This window comes from Curtobacterium luteum (assembly GCF_001475545.1).
In the GTDB taxonomy this organism is placed as follows: domain Bacteria; phylum Actinomycetota; class Actinomycetes; order Actinomycetales; family Microbacteriaceae; genus Curtobacterium; species Curtobacterium luteum_A.
The window spans coordinates 1-15,796 of record NZ_LDQC01000116.1; the positions used below are offsets into that span (position 1 = coordinate 1).

Annotated in this window: 15 protein-coding genes; all 15 read right to left on the bottom strand. The window is 71.5% G+C overall.

The genetic code is table 11. The features are described from left to right. A partial coding sequence (locus tag NS184_RS15990) for a S4 domain-containing protein (RefSeq protein ID WP_275935039.1) occupies window positions 1-283 on the bottom strand: 283 nt, incomplete at its 3' end. Between the two features lie 10 nt (window positions 284-293). Further along, complete coding sequence (gene lspA / locus NS184_RS15995; RefSeq protein ID WP_193750513.1) at window positions 294-947, bottom strand: signal peptidase II; 654 nt, start codon at window positions 945-947, stop codon at window positions 294-296. 2 nt (window positions 948-949) lie between these two features. After that, window positions 950-1,636: a DivIVA domain-containing protein gene (locus NS184_RS16000; protein WP_058727086.1), complete on the bottom strand. Its 687-nt coding sequence runs from the start codon at window positions 1,634-1,636 to the stop codon at window positions 950-952. Window positions 1,637-1,873: 237 nt separating this feature from the next. Then, window positions 1,874-2,173 carry a YggT family protein gene (locus tag NS184_RS16005; protein ID WP_058727087.1) on the bottom strand — a complete coding sequence of 100 codons (300 nt, stop codon included), beginning with the start codon at window positions 2,171-2,173 and terminating at the stop codon, window positions 1,874-1,876. 116 nt (window positions 2,174-2,289) lie between these two features. Next, entirely contained in the window at window positions 2,290-2,844 is a 555-nt protein-coding gene (locus tag NS184_RS16010) for a cell division protein SepF (protein WP_058727088.1), read from the bottom strand. 43 nt (window positions 2,845-2,887) lie between these two features. Continuing rightward, on the bottom strand, window positions 2,888-3,610 hold the full coding sequence (locus tag NS184_RS16015) for a YggS family pyridoxal phosphate-dependent enzyme (protein WP_152998272.1): 723 nt from the start codon (window positions 3,608-3,610) through the stop codon (window positions 2,888-2,890). Between the two features lie 8 nt (window positions 3,611-3,618). Further along, the gene (gene ftsZ, locus NS184_RS16020) at window positions 3,619-4,785 is read right to left on the bottom strand and encodes a cell division protein FtsZ (protein WP_058727090.1); all 1,167 of its coding nucleotides are present in this window, start codon (window positions 4,783-4,785) and stop codon (window positions 3,619-3,621) included. Window positions 4,786-4,965: 180 nt separating this feature from the next. After that, the gene (locus tag NS184_RS18005) at window positions 4,966-6,192 is read right to left on the bottom strand and encodes an FtsQ-type POTRA domain-containing protein (RefSeq protein ID WP_058727091.1); all 1,227 of its coding nucleotides are present in this window, start codon (window positions 6,190-6,192) and stop codon (window positions 4,966-4,968) included. After that, window positions 6,189-7,607, bottom strand: coding sequence for a UDP-N-acetylmuramate--L-alanine ligase (gene murC / locus NS184_RS16030; protein ID WP_058727092.1), 1,419 nt, complete (start codon window positions 7,605-7,607; stop codon window positions 6,189-6,191). Before murC ends, NS184_RS18005 begins: the two co-directional genes overlap by 4 nt. Further along, window positions 7,604-8,716 carry an undecaprenyldiphospho-muramoylpentapeptide beta-N-acetylglucosaminyltransferase gene (gene murG / locus NS184_RS16035; protein ID WP_058727093.1) on the bottom strand — a complete coding sequence of 371 codons (1,113 nt, stop codon included), beginning with the start codon at window positions 8,714-8,716 and terminating at the stop codon, window positions 7,604-7,606. The genes murC and murG overlap by 4 nt, the downstream gene beginning before the upstream one ends. Then, the gene (gene ftsW, locus NS184_RS16040; protein WP_083513775.1) at window positions 8,713-10,089 is read right to left on the bottom strand and encodes a putative lipid II flippase FtsW; all 1,377 of its coding nucleotides are present in this window, start codon (window positions 10,087-10,089) and stop codon (window positions 8,713-8,715) included. Before ftsW ends, murG begins: the two co-directional genes overlap by 4 nt. Next, window positions 10,061-11,605: a UDP-N-acetylmuramoyl-L-alanine--D-glutamate ligase gene (gene murD / locus NS184_RS16045; RefSeq protein WP_058727094.1), complete on the bottom strand. Its 1,545-nt coding sequence runs from the start codon at window positions 11,603-11,605 to the stop codon at window positions 10,061-10,063. The genes ftsW and murD overlap by 29 nt, the downstream gene beginning before the upstream one ends. After that, on the bottom strand, window positions 11,595-12,698 hold the full coding sequence (gene mraY / locus NS184_RS16050) for a phospho-N-acetylmuramoyl-pentapeptide-transferase (RefSeq protein ID WP_058727095.1): 1,104 nt from the start codon (window positions 12,696-12,698) through the stop codon (window positions 11,595-11,597). Before mraY ends, murD begins: the two co-directional genes overlap by 11 nt. Further along, complete coding sequence (locus NS184_RS16055) at window positions 12,695-14,185, bottom strand: UDP-N-acetylmuramoyl-tripeptide--D-alanyl-D-alanine ligase (protein ID WP_058727096.1); 1,491 nt, start codon at window positions 14,183-14,185, stop codon at window positions 12,695-12,697. The genes mraY and NS184_RS16055 overlap by 4 nt, the downstream gene beginning before the upstream one ends. Beyond that, a partial coding sequence (locus tag NS184_RS16060) for a Mur ligase family protein (protein ID WP_058727097.1) occupies window positions 14,182-15,796 on the bottom strand: 1,615 nt, incomplete at its 5' end. The genes NS184_RS16055 and NS184_RS16060, both read right to left, overlap by 4 nt.

A 15,796-nucleotide genomic window follows, 5' to 3' on the forward strand; every position in this document is an offset into this window, starting at 1 on the left:
TGTCCACGACGACGATGTCCTCGTCGTCGTGCACGATCGTCATGCCGGGCACCTCGACCGGGACGATCCGCGGCGCTTCCTTCGGCGTCCACTCGACCTGCAGCCACGCGTCGGCGTGCAGCCGGTCGGACTTGTCCACGGTGACGCCGTCGACGGTCACACCGCCGGCGGCGACGACCTCCGCCGCGAACGACCGGCTGAAGCCGAGCAGCTTCGCGATGGCGGCGTCGACGCGCTCACCGGCGAGCCCGTCCGGGACGGGGAGCGATCGGGATTCGGTCACGTGCGGAGCCTCACGTGGCGTCGTGGCCGAGCGGATCGCGGCCGTCGCGCGGCGCACGCGGGTCCTCGACGAGCGGCCGGGAGGCACTGCTCGCCTCCGCCTCGGCGGTCGCGTGCGCGGCGTCCTGCTGGCGACGCTGCTTCTCGCTCACGGCGCGCGTCCCGTCGAGGTTCACCCCGAGGATGACGAGGAGCACGAAGATGACCATGCTCACGCAGATGAACGAGTCGGCGATGTTGTAGATCGCGGGCATCATCCACGGCGTCGAGATGAAGTCGACCACGTGCCCGCGGCCGAACCCGGGCTCACGGAAGAGCCGGTCGAGCAGGTTGCCGAGCGCCCCACCGAGCAGCATGCCGAGGACGATCGCCCACCACATCGAGCGGATCCGACGGGCGAACACGATGATCGCGACGACGACGGCCGCGGAGACGATCGAGAACACCCACGTCATGTTCACCGCGAAGGAGAACGCGGCGCCGGGGTTCCGGACGTAGAAGAACTGCAGCGCGTTGCCGAGCACCGCCACGGGCCGGCCGTACGGGAGGTTCGCGACGACGAGCGCCTTGACGACCTGGTCGAGCGCCACGACGACGACAGCGGCGAAGGCCAGTGCCGCGATCGCGCGGACACTGACCTTCGCTCGTGGTGCTGGTCGTGACAACGTCAGTTGCCGACGCCCGAGGCAGAGGCCGGGGCGAACCCGGACTGCTCGGTGCCGCCAGAGGTGTCGAGCTCGTTGAGCTGCCCCTGGATGTAGCTCTTCAGCTGGGCGCGGTAGTCGCGCTCGAACGTGCGGAGCTCGTCGATCTTGCCCTCGAGCTGGCGCTGCTCCTGCTCGAGCACCGCGACACGCTGACGGTTGGTGTTCTCGGTGTCGGCGATGATCTGGCGCTGCTTGGCCTCGGCGTCGGAGACGAGGCGAGCGGCCTGAGCGGTGCCCTCGGCGATGAGCGCGTCACGCTTCTCGATGCCCTCGCGGACGTGCTCCTCGTGCAGACGACGGGCGAGCGTGAGGAGGTTCGTGGTGCCCTCGGTGTCCTCGTCCGGCGAGACCGTGGTGGCGGGAGCGGCAGCGGCGACCGGCGCGGGCTCCGGAGCGGCGGCGACGGGGGCCGGCTCGGGCTCGGGGGTCGGAGCGGGCTGCTCGTCGGCCTGCTCGGTCGCGGCCGGCTTCGGTGCCGACTCGGCTGCCTGCAGGCGCTGACGCAGCTCGTCGTTCTCCGCGGTCAGGCGGCGGAGCTCGACCACGACCTCGTCGAGGAAGTCGTCGACCTCGTCCTGGTCGTAGCCCTCGCGGAACTTCGTCGGCTGGAACCGCTTGTTGACTACGTCTTCCGGCGTCAAAGCCATTGCCGTCACCTCAATAGAACTGCTGAACGTGTGGAACCACTACCGGTGCGACCGAATCTACCAGTCGTACCGTGTGGTGCGGATGCCGCGCCGGGGCGGGCATCGATCCCGACCACCGTACACCGACGGGGATGGGGAGTCGTCACCGCGGCTGGCGTGGCGCGTGTCGGGGGTGTCGATCCGTGCGTCGAGTGGCCACTCGCTGCGCGGCCCGCCGATCAGTGCGTCGGGCGGGGATCAGGCCGAGGCCGAGATGAGCAGCCCGACGATGAACCGGACGATGATCGCGACGAGCAGCACGATCGTCCAGCCGAAGTCGAGCGCCACCGGTCCCATCCGCATCGGCGGGAGGAGCCGGCGCACGAAGCGGATCGGCGGGTCGGTGATCGTGTAGACCACGTCCGCGACGACGAGCATCCCGCCCCGCGGACGCCACTGCCGGTTGAAGGTCTGCACGAGGTCCAGGGCGAACCGGCCCCAGAGCACGATGATGTACAGCAGGAGTGCGTAGTACAGGACCAGGAGGATCGCGGTCACGGTGGGGCTCGCTCGTCTCGGGTGGCTGCTCCCGGACCGGTCGGTCACGGACAGACGGCCACGGGCGGGTGGGCCGGCCGGTACGGCGCAGGCGGTGAGCGCGCGCCGGGTCCGGCTCAGGACTGGGCGAAGAAGTTCGCCTCGATGTCGGACTCTACCTCAGGTGCCTCACCGCTCACTGCGACGTGGGCCGGGGAGAGCAGGAAGACCTTGTTCGTGACGCGCTCGATCTTGCCGTACAGGCCGAGCGACAGCCCCGAGGCGAAGTCGATCATGCGCCGAGCGTCCGCTTCGGTCATCTGCGTGAGGTTGATGATCACGGGGATGCCGTCGCGGAAGCTCTCGGCGATGGACTGCGCGTCCTTGTACTCACGGGGGTGGACGGTGAGGATCTCGTTCATTTCCTGGACCGGGGTCGCCTTCTGTGCGGTCGTGTGCGAGCGGCGGAGCGGGGTGACCTGGGCACCGCGCTGCGCGGTGTGCGCCTTGGGCTCGGGGGCCGGGGTCGGTGCGGGTGCAGCCGCCGCCGGGGTCTCCTGGGCAGCCGGAGCCGGAGCCGCGGCCGGGGCGGCCTGGGCACGGGCCGGGGCGGCCTGCGGCTCGTCCTCGTACTCGAGTTCCTCGTCGGCGAGGCCGAGGTAGACCATCGTCTTCTTCAGCGGACCAGCCATGGTTCCTCCCGGGTTCGTGCTCGTGGTTGCCCTGCTGTCGAGGCTACGGTGCGTCCGGGCGTTTCCCCGTGATTGCGGTCCCGATCCGGAGGTGTGTCGCGCCCTCGGCGATCGCCTCGGCGAAGTCGCCGCTCATGCCCGCGCTGATGTCCGTCGCACCGGGCGCCAGCGACACCACACGCTCGGAGATCCCACGGAGCCGGGCGAACGCCGCGCGGGGTTCCTCGTCGAGCGGCGCGACAGCCATCACGCCCCGCAGCCGGATCGTCCCCGTGCCGAGCACGCGCTCGACCATGGCCTCGACGGCGTCGGGTCGGACGCCTCCACGCTCGGGGTCGTCCGTGAGGTTGACCTGCACGAACCCGTCGATCACGGGCGGCCCCGGCTCGGCCTCCGTCGGGGCGAAGGCGTCCACCACCGAGTCGCGGTCGAGCGACTGCACGACGTGCGCGTACCGACGCACCTGCCGTGCCTTCTTCGACTGCAGCTGCCCGACGAAGTGCCAGGTGAGCGGCAGGTCGGCGAGCTCCGCGGCCTTCGCCTGCGCCTCCTGGTGGCGGTTCTCCCCCGCGTCGGTGACGCCGAGCGCTGCGAGCTCACGGACGAGCGACGCCGGGTGGTACTTCGTCACGACGACGAGCGTCAGCTCGTCGGGGCTGCGCCCCGCGACCCGGGCGGCGTCGGCGATGCCGCTCCTGACGGACGCGAGACGCGCCTCCAGGCCGTCGTCTGATGACGCGGTCTGGAGGCGCGGTTCCACTCCCACGGGCGTGGTTACTTCAGGAAGTCGGGGACGTCGAGCTCGTCGTCGTCGTCGTCGAAGGCCGGGTCGGCGGCGCGCTGCGCCGGCGCCTCGTGCTCCTGCGACGCCCACGAGGACGAGGAGTCCTCGATGGCTCCGGTCGCACCGGCGGCACCGGCCACCGCGCCGGCGGACGCGCCGCCGTCCGCCTCGACCCAGCTCGAGCGGCGTTCCTTCTGCTGCGCGGTCGGCTCGCCGCCGTCGAAGCCCGCGGCGATGACGGTCACGCGGACCTCGTCGCCGAGGGTGTCGTCGATGACCGCACCGAAGATGATGTTCGCCTCGGGGTGCACGGCCTCCTGCACCAGGCGGGCGGCGTCGTTGATCTCGAAGATGCCGAGGTTCGAACCACCCTGGATCGAGAGCAGCACGCCGTGCGCTCCGTCGATCGAGGCCTCGAGCAGCGGGCTGGCGACGGCGAGCTCGGCCGCCTTGATCGCCCGGTCGGCTCCCCGCGAGGAACCGATGCCCATGAGCGCCGAACCGGCACCCTGCATGACCGACTTGACGTCGGCGAAGTCGAGGTTGATGAGGCCCGGGGTCGTGATCAGGTCGGTGATGCCCTGGACACCGGCGAGGAGCACCTGGTCGGCGGTCGCGAAGGCCTCGACCATCGAGATGCCGCGGTCGGAGATCTCGAGCAGGCGGTCGTTCGGCACGACGATGAGCGTGTCGACCTCGTCCTTGAGCGACGCGACGCCGTTCTCGGCCTGGGACTGCCGACGCTTGCCCTCGAAGCTGAACGGCTTCGTGACGACACCGATGGTCAGCGCACCGATCGACTTCGCGATGCGGGCCACCACGGGAGCACCACCCGTACCGGTCCCGCCGCCCTCGCCCGCGGTGACGAAGACCATGTCGGCACCCGCGAGGGCCTCCTCGATCTCCTCGGCGTGGTCCTCGGCGGCACGACGGCCGACCTCGGGGTCCGCGCCGGCACCGAGCCCGCGGGTGATCTCGCGGCCGACGTCGAGCTTGACGTCGGCGTCGCTGAGCAGCAGGGCCTGCGCGTCGGTGTTGATCGCGATGAACTCCACGCCGCGGAGGCCGAGCTCGATCATGCGGTTCACGGCGTTGACGCCGCCGCCGCCGACACCGACGACCTTGATGACGGCGAGGTAGTTGTGGTTCGTGGTCACGTCAGTCCGGCCTCCGGTTGAACCCTCAACCTCTACTTGAAAGTCAGGGTTTTTGCTGCTAGGTGTGGTGCTTGCGTCGACGCTACGGGTGCCCTCCCGACGAGGCACAGCCGCCACGCCGCGTGTCGCCCGATTCCGCCCGACTCCCGTGCCCGGGGAAGCGTCGACGACTCCCCCGGACTACTTCGCCGAGCGGATGACGCCGTTGTCGGGCGCGCTGACGTCGTACTCGACGACCGACCCCGGATCCCGGGCCTCGTGGTCCTTGACGAGCGCGGCCAGGAGCCGGGCCTTCGCGTCCGACGAGTCGGGGCTGCCCCAGACGACCTTCGAGCCGTCCGTGAGCGTCAGCGTGACGTCGTCCGCGGTGGAGGCCTTGACGGCCTTCGTCTGCGAGCGCACCGACGACGGCAGCGCCAGGACGACCTCGGACATGGTGCGGAACACCGGTGACCCGAGCTTCGCGCTCCCGATGTCGGCGAGCGGCATCGACGCCGGACGGTCCTTCGCCGACTGCACGACGATGCCGGCCGGGTCGACGAGGTCGAACGTGCGGCCGGACTTCACCGCGACGACGGGCGTGCGCTCGGTGACGGTCACGACGAGGGTGTGCGGCGGCGCCTCCTCGGTGACGTAGCTCTCGATGAGCGGGAACTGCGCGATGTCACGCTTGACCTCGTCGAAGTCGAGCCGCGCGAGGGGCGTGCCGATCTGCCCGGACAACGCCCGCCGGAGCGCCGCGTCGTCCACCCGGTTCGTGCCCTTGACCTCGATCGTCTGCAGCGCCATGAGCGGCGAGTAGACCGCGACGAGGATCGACGCTCCGAGGACGACGACGATCCCGGCCGCCGTGATCCACGCGGCACGGCGGTGGCGGCTGCGACGGGTGAAACGGCGGACCTCGGCGCGTTCGAGGAGGCGACGGCGACGCTTGGCGATCCGGGCCTCCCGTGCGGTCTCGGCGGCGCGGACCCTCGTCCCGATCGGCGTCTCCAGCACGTCCGTGACCCGAGCGCCACCGTGCACGGCCCCGTCCGCGGCGCCGTCGACGGCGTCCGCGCGGGGGTGCGATGAGCGTCGGTAGTCGGAGGGGTGTTCCTCGTCCGGGGCGTACTCCCGGAGTCGCCCGGCGACCGATGACAGGCCGGCGCCGAGGCGACGGCCGGCAGCGCCGGCGAGGGCGGACGCGCGGTCGCGCGAGGAGGGCACTGCCTCGTCCTCCGACTCGACCGTCTCGGGATCCGCGACCGGCAGGGCGGGGTCGACGCGCGCCTCCAGGCCGTCGTCCGGTGTGGACGCGACCGGCCGACGCGGCAGCCGGGGGGCACGACGCTGCCGGGGCGCCGGGGCGCCCTCGTCCGGAGCGGTCGGCTCCGGACGCTCGTCGAACCCCTCGGGACGCTTCACCGGGACTGCGCTCCCTCGTGCAGCGCCGTCAGCACCTGCGGGATGATCCGGTACACGTCACCGCAGCTGAGGGTCATGATGAGGTCGCCCTCCTGCGCGACCGCGGCCGCACGCGCCGACGCCTCGTCCCAGTCGGGCAGGAAGTCGACCCGGGACTGGTCCACGAAGCGCTCCTGCACGAGCGCGCCCGTGACGCCGGGCTCCGGGTCTTCGCGCGCGCCGTAGACGTCGAGGACGACCGTGTGGTCCGCGAGGTCCTCGTAGACCTTCGCGAAGTCCCCGGCCATGAGCCGGGTGCGCGAGTAGAGGTGCGGCTGGTGGATCGCGATGATCCGGCCGTCGCCGACGACGTTGCGTGCGGCCTTGAGTGCCGCCGCCACCTCGGTCGGGTGGTGCGCGTAGTCGTCGTACACCGACACCCCGCGCTCGACACCGTGCAGCTCGAAGCGCCGCTGGGTCCCGCCGAACGCCTCGATCCCGCGGATCGCGTCGGCGGGGTCGACGCCGAGGCCGGTGAGCACCGCGAAGGCCCCGACGGCGTTCACGGCGTTGTGCCGACCGGGGACACGGAGCGTCAGGTGGTGCGACTCGCCGGCGGCGCGGAAGTCGACCTCGACGCCGGCCGACTCGGTGATGCGCTCGATGCGGACGTCGGCGTCGGACGCCTCGCCGAACGTGACGATCTCCGGCGCGTCGGGCCGGGCACGCACACCCGCGGTGACGCGCTTCGCCTCGCCGTCGTCGCTCGAGATGACCAGACGCTCGGAGGCCTTCGCGGCGAAGTCGACGAACGCCTCGGTGAACGCCTCGACGCTGCCGTAGTGGTCGAGGTGGTCGGCGTCGACGTTCGTGACGAGCGCCACGGCGACGTCGTAGAGCAGGAAGGAGCCGTCGGACTCGTCGGCCTCGACGACGAAGAGGTCGCTCGAGCCGGGGGCCGAGCTCGTGCCGAGGGACTGGATGACCCCGCCGTTCACGAAGCTCGGGTCGAGGCCGAGCTCGACGAGGGCGGTCACGATCATGCCGGTCGAGGTGGTCTTGCCGTGGGCACCGGCGACCGCGACGAGGCGCTGCCCGGCGATGAGCGCCGCGAGGGCCTGGGAGCGGTGCAGCACCGGGATGCCGCGGCGCTGGGCCTCGAGCAGCTCGGGGTTGTCCGGCCAGAGCGCGCTCGTGACGACGATCGTGTCCGCGTCGCCGACGTTCGCCGCGTCGTGGCCGATGCGCACGTCGGCGCCGAGCTCGCGCATGGTCTGCGTGGTCGCGGTCTCGCGGGCGTCGCTGCCGCTCACGCGGTGACCAGCGGCGAGGAACATCCGGGCGATGCCGCTCATCCCGGAGCCGCCGATGCCGACGAAGTGCACGGCGCCGAGGTCGTCGGGGATCGGCTGGGTCAGGTCCGGCTTGATGGTCATGGTTCCTCCGTGGTGCTGCCGGTTGCGGCGCGGGTCGCGCTCCGTGCGGCGTCGAGGACGAGGTCGGTCATCCGGTCGGCGCCGTCGCGGTGTCCGACGCTGCCCGCGCGGACCGCCATGCTCGCGATGCGCGCACGGTCCTGCAGGAGCGTCAGGAGCTGGAACGTCACCCAGTCCTGGTCGAATTCCTCGTCGGCCACGAGGACCGCTCCCCCGGCGTCGACGACGTCCTTCGCGTTGTGCCGCTGCTCGCCGTTGCCGACCGGGTACGGCACGAGCACGGCCGGGAGCCCGACGGCGGTGAGCTCGCACACCATGCCGGCCCCGGAGCGCGACACCACGAAGTCACTCGCGGCGTACGCGAGGTCCATCCGGTCGCAGTAGGGCAGCACGTGGTAGCCGTCGAGATCGCTCGGGCCGATGTCCGACTTCGCCCCGACGACGTGCAGGACCTGCCACCCGGCACCGACGATGGCGGCCGCGCTCCGGTTCACCGTGCGGTTGATGCTCCGGGCACCCGAGGACCCGCCGGTCACGAGCAGCACGGGACGGTCGGCGTCCAGTCCGAACTCCGCGAGCCCCTCCGCTCGGCTCGCACGGCGGTCGAGCGACTCGACCTCGCGACGCAGCGGCATTCCGACGACACGACCGTGCCGGAGCCGGGTGTTCGAGAAGGTGACGCCGACGTGCTCGGTGAGGAACGCGGCGAGGCGGTTCGCGAGGCCGGGCTTGGCGTTCTGCTCGTGCACGACGATGGGCGTGCCGGTGCGCCGGGCGGCGATGTACGCCGGAGCCGCGGCGTAGCCGCCGACGCCGAGCACGACGTCGATGCGGTGCTCGCGGATGATCTGCTCGGTACGCCGGACCGCACGGGCGAAGGCGCCCGGGAACCGCAGGGCGGCCGCGTTCGGCTTCCGCGGGAACGGGAGGCGCGGGATCGTCAGGAGTTCGTAGCCGCGCATCGGGACGAGCCGGGACTCGAGGCCCTCGGCGGTCCCGAGCACGATGACCTCGGCATCGGGGTCGCGCTCGGTCAGCCGGTCGGCGACCGCGAGCAGGGGGTTCACGTGGCCGGCGGTCCCGCCGCCGGCGAAGAGGAAGCGGCTCACCGCTGGGCTCCGTTCGTGCGCGGACCGCGCGGGGTGGTGCTGGCGCGGACGCCGGTGTTCAGGGTGGTGCGGGTGTCGATGCCGGCGTCGTCGGAGCGCTTGCCCGGGAGCTCCCGCGCGAACGAGAGCACGACGCCGATGCCGACGAGGGTCATGATGAGCGCCGATCCGCCGGCGCTGATGAGCGGCAACGGGACGCCGAGCACCGGCAGGAGTCCGAGGACCACCGCGATGTTGACGAGCGCCTGCCCGATGATCCAGGCGAGGATGCCGCCGGTGACCGTCTTGACGAACGGGTCGCGGCTCTGCCGGATGACCTTGATCATGCTGATCGCGAGGACCACGAAGAGGGCGAGCACGACGACGGCGCCGATGAGTCCGAGCTCCTCGCCGATGATCGCGAAGATGTAGTCGTTGTCGGCCTCGGGCAGCCAGGACCACTTCGCCTTCGAGTTGCCGAGCCCGACCCCGAAGACCCCGCCGGACGCGAGTGCCCACATGCCGTGGACGGGCTGCCAGCAGAGGTCCTGGTACTGGTTCGAGTCGGTGCAGCCGGAGAGCCAGGCGTTGATGCGGTAGGACCGTGACGCCGAGGTCATGGTGATGAACGGCAGCACGACCGCGATCGTGCCGACGACCACGAGCAGGTGCTTCGCCCGGGCCCCACCGACGTAGAGCGCGCCGAGGACCAGGATGAGCATGATCATCGCCGTGCCCTGGTCGCCGCCGAGGAGCACGAGGCCGAGCGGCAGCACGATGGCGATGCCGATCGGGACGAACAGCTCCTTCCAGTTGTCGAGCTTGTCCCGCTTGACGTACATGATCGCGCCGACCGCGAGGGCGAGGCCGAGCTTGACGGCCTCGGAGGGCTGCGCGCTGAACGACCCGATCGAGATCCAGTTCCGGTTGCCCTGGATCTCCACGCCGAGCGGTGTGTAGACGAGCAACTGCAGCACGAGCGCGGCGCCGAGGACCCCCATCGCCCACTTGCGCCAGGAACGGGCCGGCACCCGGCTGGCGACGAGCATGAGCGGCACACCGAGGACGGCGTAGAGGCCCTGTCGGGACGCTGCGCCGAAGAAGTCGTGCGTCGCCGCGTACTGCTCGACGCTGGAGGACGAGAGCACCATGACGACGCCGAAGACGACGAGGAAGAGCGTGACGCCGAGGATCGTGTAGAACGTCGCCGACTCGGCGACGAACACGTTCTTCACCGCGACGACCGCGCCGCCGGGGCGACGCCGCGACGATCCCGTGCTCGACGTGCCGCGCGCGCCCGCGGCGCCGCTCGACGTGCCGCGCGCGCTGGTCGCGCTCGTCGTGCCCCGCGCGCTCGCTGCGCCGCTAGGGCCGTTCGCCGGAAGGTCCGCCATCGCCGTTTCCTCCCAGGTGCTCGTGGACCGCCGCCGCGAACCGACGCCCCCGGTCGGAGTACGAGTCGAACTGGTCGAACGACGCCGCCGCCGGGGCGAGGAGGACCGTGTCGCCCGGCCTCGCGACCGATGCGGCATGCCGGACCGCCTCGGGCATGACCTGATCAGTGTCCGATGCCTCGACCTGCAGGACCGGGACCGACGGCGCGTGTCGCGCGAATGCCTCGAGCACCGGTGCACGGTCGGTGCCGATGACGACGACACCACGGACGCCGGGGCCGAACCGCTGCACGAGCCCGTCGACGTCGACGCCCTTGAACAGTCCTCCGACGATCCACACGACCGTGTCGAAGGAGGCCAGGGACGCGGTCGCCGCGTGCGGGTTCGTCGCCTTCGAGTCGTCGACCCAGGTGATGCCGTCCGCGGACGCGACGAGCTCGGTCCGGTGGTGGTCGGCGCGGAAGCCCCGAACTGCCTGCTGGATCGCGGCGGGCTGCACGGTGGCGGCACGGGCGAGCGCGGCGGCGGCCAGGACGTTCATCGTCATGTGCGGACTCGCGAGCCCGGCTTCCTCGAGGTCCGCGAGGGTCGCGAGCTCGAGGGCACTCGACCGGCGGTCCTCCCCGAACGCGCGGTCGCAGAGGACGTCGTCGACGATGCCGACGTCACCGACCGCGGGGACACCGGGGGTGAAGCCGACGGCACGGCACCCTTCCACGACGTCGGCGCCCTCCACCATGGTCCGGGTGACCGCGTCGGTCGTGTTGTAGACGCACGCCATCACGGTGCGCTCGTAGACCTTCGCCTTCGCCGCGCGGTAGGCCTCCCCCGAACCGTGCCACTCGAGGTGGTCGTCCGCGATGTTCAGGCAGGCGCTCGCGAGCGGCACGACCGCGCCGTCGCCGCTCTCGGCCATGTAGTGCAATTGGTGGCTCGACAGCTCGACCACGAGGACGTCGAAGCCGTCCGGGTCGCGCACGACGTCGAGCACCGGCACGCCGATGTTGCCGCACGACACCGCTCGCAGCCCGGCGGCCTCGAACATCGCGGTGGTCAGCTGGGTGGTGGTGGTCTTGCCGTTCGTGCCGGTGATGGTCACCCACGGTGCCGCGACCGGGCCGCGGACGACCTTGTCGCGCACGCGCCAGGCCAGCTCGATGTCGCCCCAGACCGCGCTGTGCTCGACCGACCAGCGGACCGAGGCGTTGTGCGGCGGCAGACCGGGCGACACCACGACGACGTCCGGTGCCTGCTCGACCAGCGCGTCGGGGACGGCGTCGAGCGGCGTGCGCACGAACCGGGCCCCGATGACGTCGAGCAGCTCGATCGTGTCGTCGGGACCGTCCGGTGCGTACACCGTGACCTCGCTGCCGAGCTCGACGAGGGTGTCCGCGACCGAGAAGCCCGTCGAGCCGAGGCCGAGCACGGCGACCCGGAGCCCCTTCCAGCCCTCCGCGTACCAGCTGTCGAGACCGGCGAGCCGGTCGGGTGCGGCGTCCTGAGCGTCAGCCGACACGGGTGATCCACTCCAGGTAGAACAGGCCGACACCGCCGACGACGCACAGCCCGGCGATGATCCAGAACCGCACGACGACCGTCACCTCGGCCCAGCCCTTGAGCTCGAAGTGGTGGTGCAACGGACTCATCCGGAAGATGCGCTTGCCGTGCGTGATCTTGAAGTACGCCCGCTGCAGGATCACCGACCCGGTGACGATGAAGAACAGGCCACCGATGAGGACGAGCAGCAGCTCCGTCCGGCTGAGGACCGCGAGCCCGGCGAGGGCGCCGCCGAGGCCGAGCGAACCGGTGTCGCCGAGGAAGATCTGCGCCGGGGACGTGTTGTACCAGAGGAAGCCGATCAGCCCGCCGACGACCGCGGCAGCGACCACGGCGAGGTCGAGGGGGTTCGACACCGTGTAGCAGGCGTGCGCGGTGGTCTCGTCGAGGCGGGGGCTGCCGCACTGCTGGTTCGACTGCCAGAACCCGATGATCACGTACGAGCCGATCGCGAGGATGCTCGACCCGGTCGCGAGCCCGTCGAGGCCGTCCGCGACGTTGACGCCGTTCGACGTCGACACCGTGAGCAGCACGATCCACGCCAGGAACAGGATCGTCCCGACGACCGTGCCGAGCGCCATGAGGTCGAGCCACGGGATGTCGCGGATCGCGGAGATCATCGTCGACGCCGGGGGCTTGCCGTTGCCGGAGGGCACGACGAGGGCGACCGTGGCGAAGATGACGCCGACGATCACCTGGCCGAGCACCTTGGCCCAGCCGCCGAGCCCGAGGCTCCGCTGTCGCCGCACCTTGAGGAAGTCGTCGACGAAACCGACGAACCCGAGACCGACCATGAGGAACAGCACGAGCAGACCGGACAGGGTCACCGAGTCACGGCCGACGAGGTGCCCGACGAAGTAGCCGAGCACCGAGCCGATGATGAGCACGATGCCGCCCATCGTCGCGGTGCCGCGCTTGGTGTGGTGGGACTGCGGGCCGTCGTCGCGGATGAACTGCCCCCACCCGAGACGGTGGAACAGCTTGATGAAGAGCGGCGTGAGCAGCAGCGTGAACACCAGCGACACGGCGCCGGCGACCAGGAGCGCGATCATTCGGTGACTCCTCCGAGTCGGTCTCCGAGGAAGCGCAGTCCGGCGGAGTTCGAGGACTTGACGAGGACCACGTCGCCGGGGCGCAGCATGGTCTCCAGGGTGCGGACGGCCTCGTCGACGTCCTCGGTGAACACGGACTCGCCGTCCCACGATCCCTCGAGGGTGGCGGCCTGGTGGATCGGCCTCGCGCCGCGGCCGACGACCACGAGCTGCCCGATGCCGAGCCGGACCACGAGCCGGCCGAGCCGGTCGTGCTCCTCGGTCGCGAACTCGCCGAGCTCGCTCATCTCGCCGAGCACGGCGACCGCGCGCTCCCCCGGCCGCACGATCTGCGCCAGGGTCCGCAGCGCCGCTGCGGTCGAGTCCGGGGATGCGTTGTACGCGTCGTTGATGACGGTCACGCCCTCCGGACCGCCCGGGAGGATCTCCATGCGCCAGCGCTCGGCCCGCGTCATCGACGCGAGCGCCTCGGCGCCGGTGGCGAGGGGGACGCCCCACAGGTTCGCCACCGTGAGCGCCGCGCTGGCGTTCATCGCGTGGTGTTCCCCGATGATCGCGAGGCGGACGTCGGCAGTGTCGGCGGGGCGATCCGCGCCTCCCGGCTGGTCGCCGGTGGGCCCGGTCAGGGTGAAGCGCGTGCCGGTCCGGTCCGTCTCGATCGCCGCGATCCGGTAGTCGGCGTCGGCCGACGTGCCGAAGCCGACGACGCGGGCACGCGTCAGGTCGCGCATGGCGGCCACGCGGTCGTCGTCGACGTTGAGGAGGGCCGTGGCGGTCTCCGGGAGGTCGGTGACCATCTCGGACTTGGCCTTCTGGGTGGCCTCGATCCCGCCGAACTCGCCGGCGTGCGCGAGACCCACCTTGAGGACGACGCCGACGTCGGGCTCGGCGATCGAGACGAGCTTGGCGATGTGGCCCTTGCCGCTCGCGCCCATCTCGACCACGAGGAAGCGGGTGTCGTGCGTGATCCGCAGCATCGAGATCGGCGCGCCGACGTGGTTGTTGAACGAGCCCTTCGGCGCGATCGTCTCGCCCTGCGTCGACAGGATCGTGGCGAGCATGTTCTTCGTGCTCGTCTTGCCGTTCGAACCCGTGATGCCCACCACGCGCAGCGGGGCAGGACGGCCGTCGGCGTCGACGCGGTCGGCGCTCGATGCGCGCACGCGCGCGACGACCTCGTGGGCGAGTGCGGCCAGCGCGGCGTACCCGTCGGCGACGACGATCTGCGGCGCGGTGGTCTCGACGCGCTCGGGCGTGACGATCAGCGCGGCACCGGCCTCGGTCGCGGCGGGCACGAAGCGGCGGCCGTCGGTGACCTCGCCGGGGAGGGCGAAGAAGACGCTGCCGGGGCCGACGAGGCGCGAGTCGGTCTCGACCGAGCCCTCGACGACCAGGTCGCGGGGGTCCGCGACGTCCGATGCCTGGGCACCACCGATCAGCTCGCCGTCGACCGCGGCGGCGATCTCGGCGAGGGTCATGGCGATCATCGGGTCTCCTCCACCGGGCCGCTGTTCGGTTCCCAGCCGGCTTCGCGGAGCGCCTGGCGGGCCTCGTCGCGGGCCGAGTAGGGCGTGCGGACGCCCTGGATGTCGCGGTAGTCCTGGTGGCCGGGGCCGGCCCAGAGGATCGAGTCGCCCTCGCCGAGCAGGCTCACGGCCTTGCGGATCGCGGCCTCGGGCGGGCTGACCTCGTAGAGCTCGTGGTCCGGGTACGCCTCGCGCGCGGCGTCGACCAGGGTCTTCCGGATCGACGCGGCGTCCTCGAAGCGTGGGTGGTGGTCGGTGATCACGAGCACGTCGCTTCCGGCGGCGGCCACACGGGCCATGTCGGCACGCTTCGTCGTGTCGCGGTCGCCGTCGGCGCCGAACAGCATGAGGACCCGACCCGGCGTGAACTGACGGACGGCTGCGAGGGTGTTCTCGAACGCGTCGGGGCTGTGCCCGAAGTCGACGTAGACGCTCGGGCCGTGCTCTCCCGACACACGCTCGGTGCGGCCGGGGAGGTAGCACTCGATGGCGCTCGTCCGCTCGCCGCGCGCCTCGCGCTCGTCCTCGTCGGGGTAGCGACGGTGGTTCGACTCGAGCGCCTGCGCGATCGCGCCGAGCTCGAACCCGCCCTCGACGAGCATCACGATCGCGAGCGCGGCGTTCGCGGCCATGTGCCAGCCGATGAGCGGCACGCGCGTCGTCAGCGCACGCCCCTCGGGCCCGGTCAACCGGAACTCGGTGTAGGCCGCGTGTGCCTCGACGATGTCGACGTGCCACTCCGCCTCGACGTCGGGGTGCACCGTGATGGTCGTCACCGGGATCCGGGAGTCCTGCACCACACGGTGTCCCCAGTCGGTGTCGAGCGAGACGACACCGCGGCGGGCGTGCTCGGGCTGGAAGAGCGGCAGCTTCGCCTGGTAGTACTCCTCCATGTCGGCGTAGTCGTCGAGGTGGTCGTGCGACAGGTTGGTGAAGCCGGCGACGTCGAACACGATCCCGTCGACGCGGTGACGGCTGAGGGCCTGCGCGCTGACCTCGACGGCCACGGCACGGACCTCGGCCTCGCGCATGCGAGCGAGGAGCGCGTGCATCTCGCTCGCCTCCGGCGTGGTCAGGCGGCTCGTCACGCTGAGCGTCCCGATGTGGCGCTCGGCCGTGGAGCTCAGGCCGGCGACGAGGCCGAGCTGCTTGAGGATGCCCTCGAGGATGTACGAGGTGCTCGTCTTGCCGTTCGTCCCGGTCGTCGCGAAGAGCTGCGGGAGGTCGGTGGCCTCGTCCGGGTGGGTGCGGTACACCCACGCGGAGACGTCGCCGAGAGCTGCACGCGGGTCGTCGACGACGAGCACGGGCAGGCCGGACGGCTCCGCGAGTGCGACACCGTCGGCGTCGGTCAGGACCGCGACTGCACCGCGCTCGGCGGCCTCGGTCGCGAACTGGGCGCCGTGGCGGTTCGCGCCGTGCACACCGACGAACAGGTCACCGGGCTGCACCTCGGCAGCGCTCAGGGTGACACCCGTGGTCTCGACGCCGTCGAGCGAGCCGACGACGCGCAGCCCGAAGCCGTTCGCCAGTTCGGCGACCGATCGGGGGGTGGGGTGTTCGGGCCGGAGG

What these genes read in the sequence shown, in the direction of transcription:
- NS184_RS16000 (WP_058727086.1), bottom strand. Translation starts at nt 1,636, where the DNA reads ATGGCTTTGACGCCGGAAGACGTAGTCAACAAGCGGTTCCAGCCGACG.
- NS184_RS16010 (WP_058727088.1), bottom strand. Translation starts at nt 2,844, where the DNA reads ATGGCTGGTCCGCTGAAGAAGACGATGGTCTACCTCGGCCTCGCCGAC.
- murC (WP_058727092.1), bottom strand. Translation starts at nt 7,607, where the DNA reads ATGACCATCAAGCCGGACCTGACCCAGCCGATCCCCGACGACCTCGGC.
- ftsW (WP_083513775.1), bottom strand. Translation starts at nt 10,089, where the DNA reads ATGGCGGACCTTCCGGCGAACGGCCCTAGCGGCGCAGCGAGCGCGCGG.
- mraY (WP_058727095.1), bottom strand. Translation starts at nt 12,698, where the DNA reads ATGATCGCGCTCCTGGTCGCCGGCGCCGTGTCGCTGGTGTTCACGCTG.
- NS184_RS16055 (WP_058727096.1), bottom strand. Translation starts at nt 14,185, where the DNA reads ATGATCGCCATGACCCTCGCCGAGATCGCCGCCGCGGTCGACGGCGAG.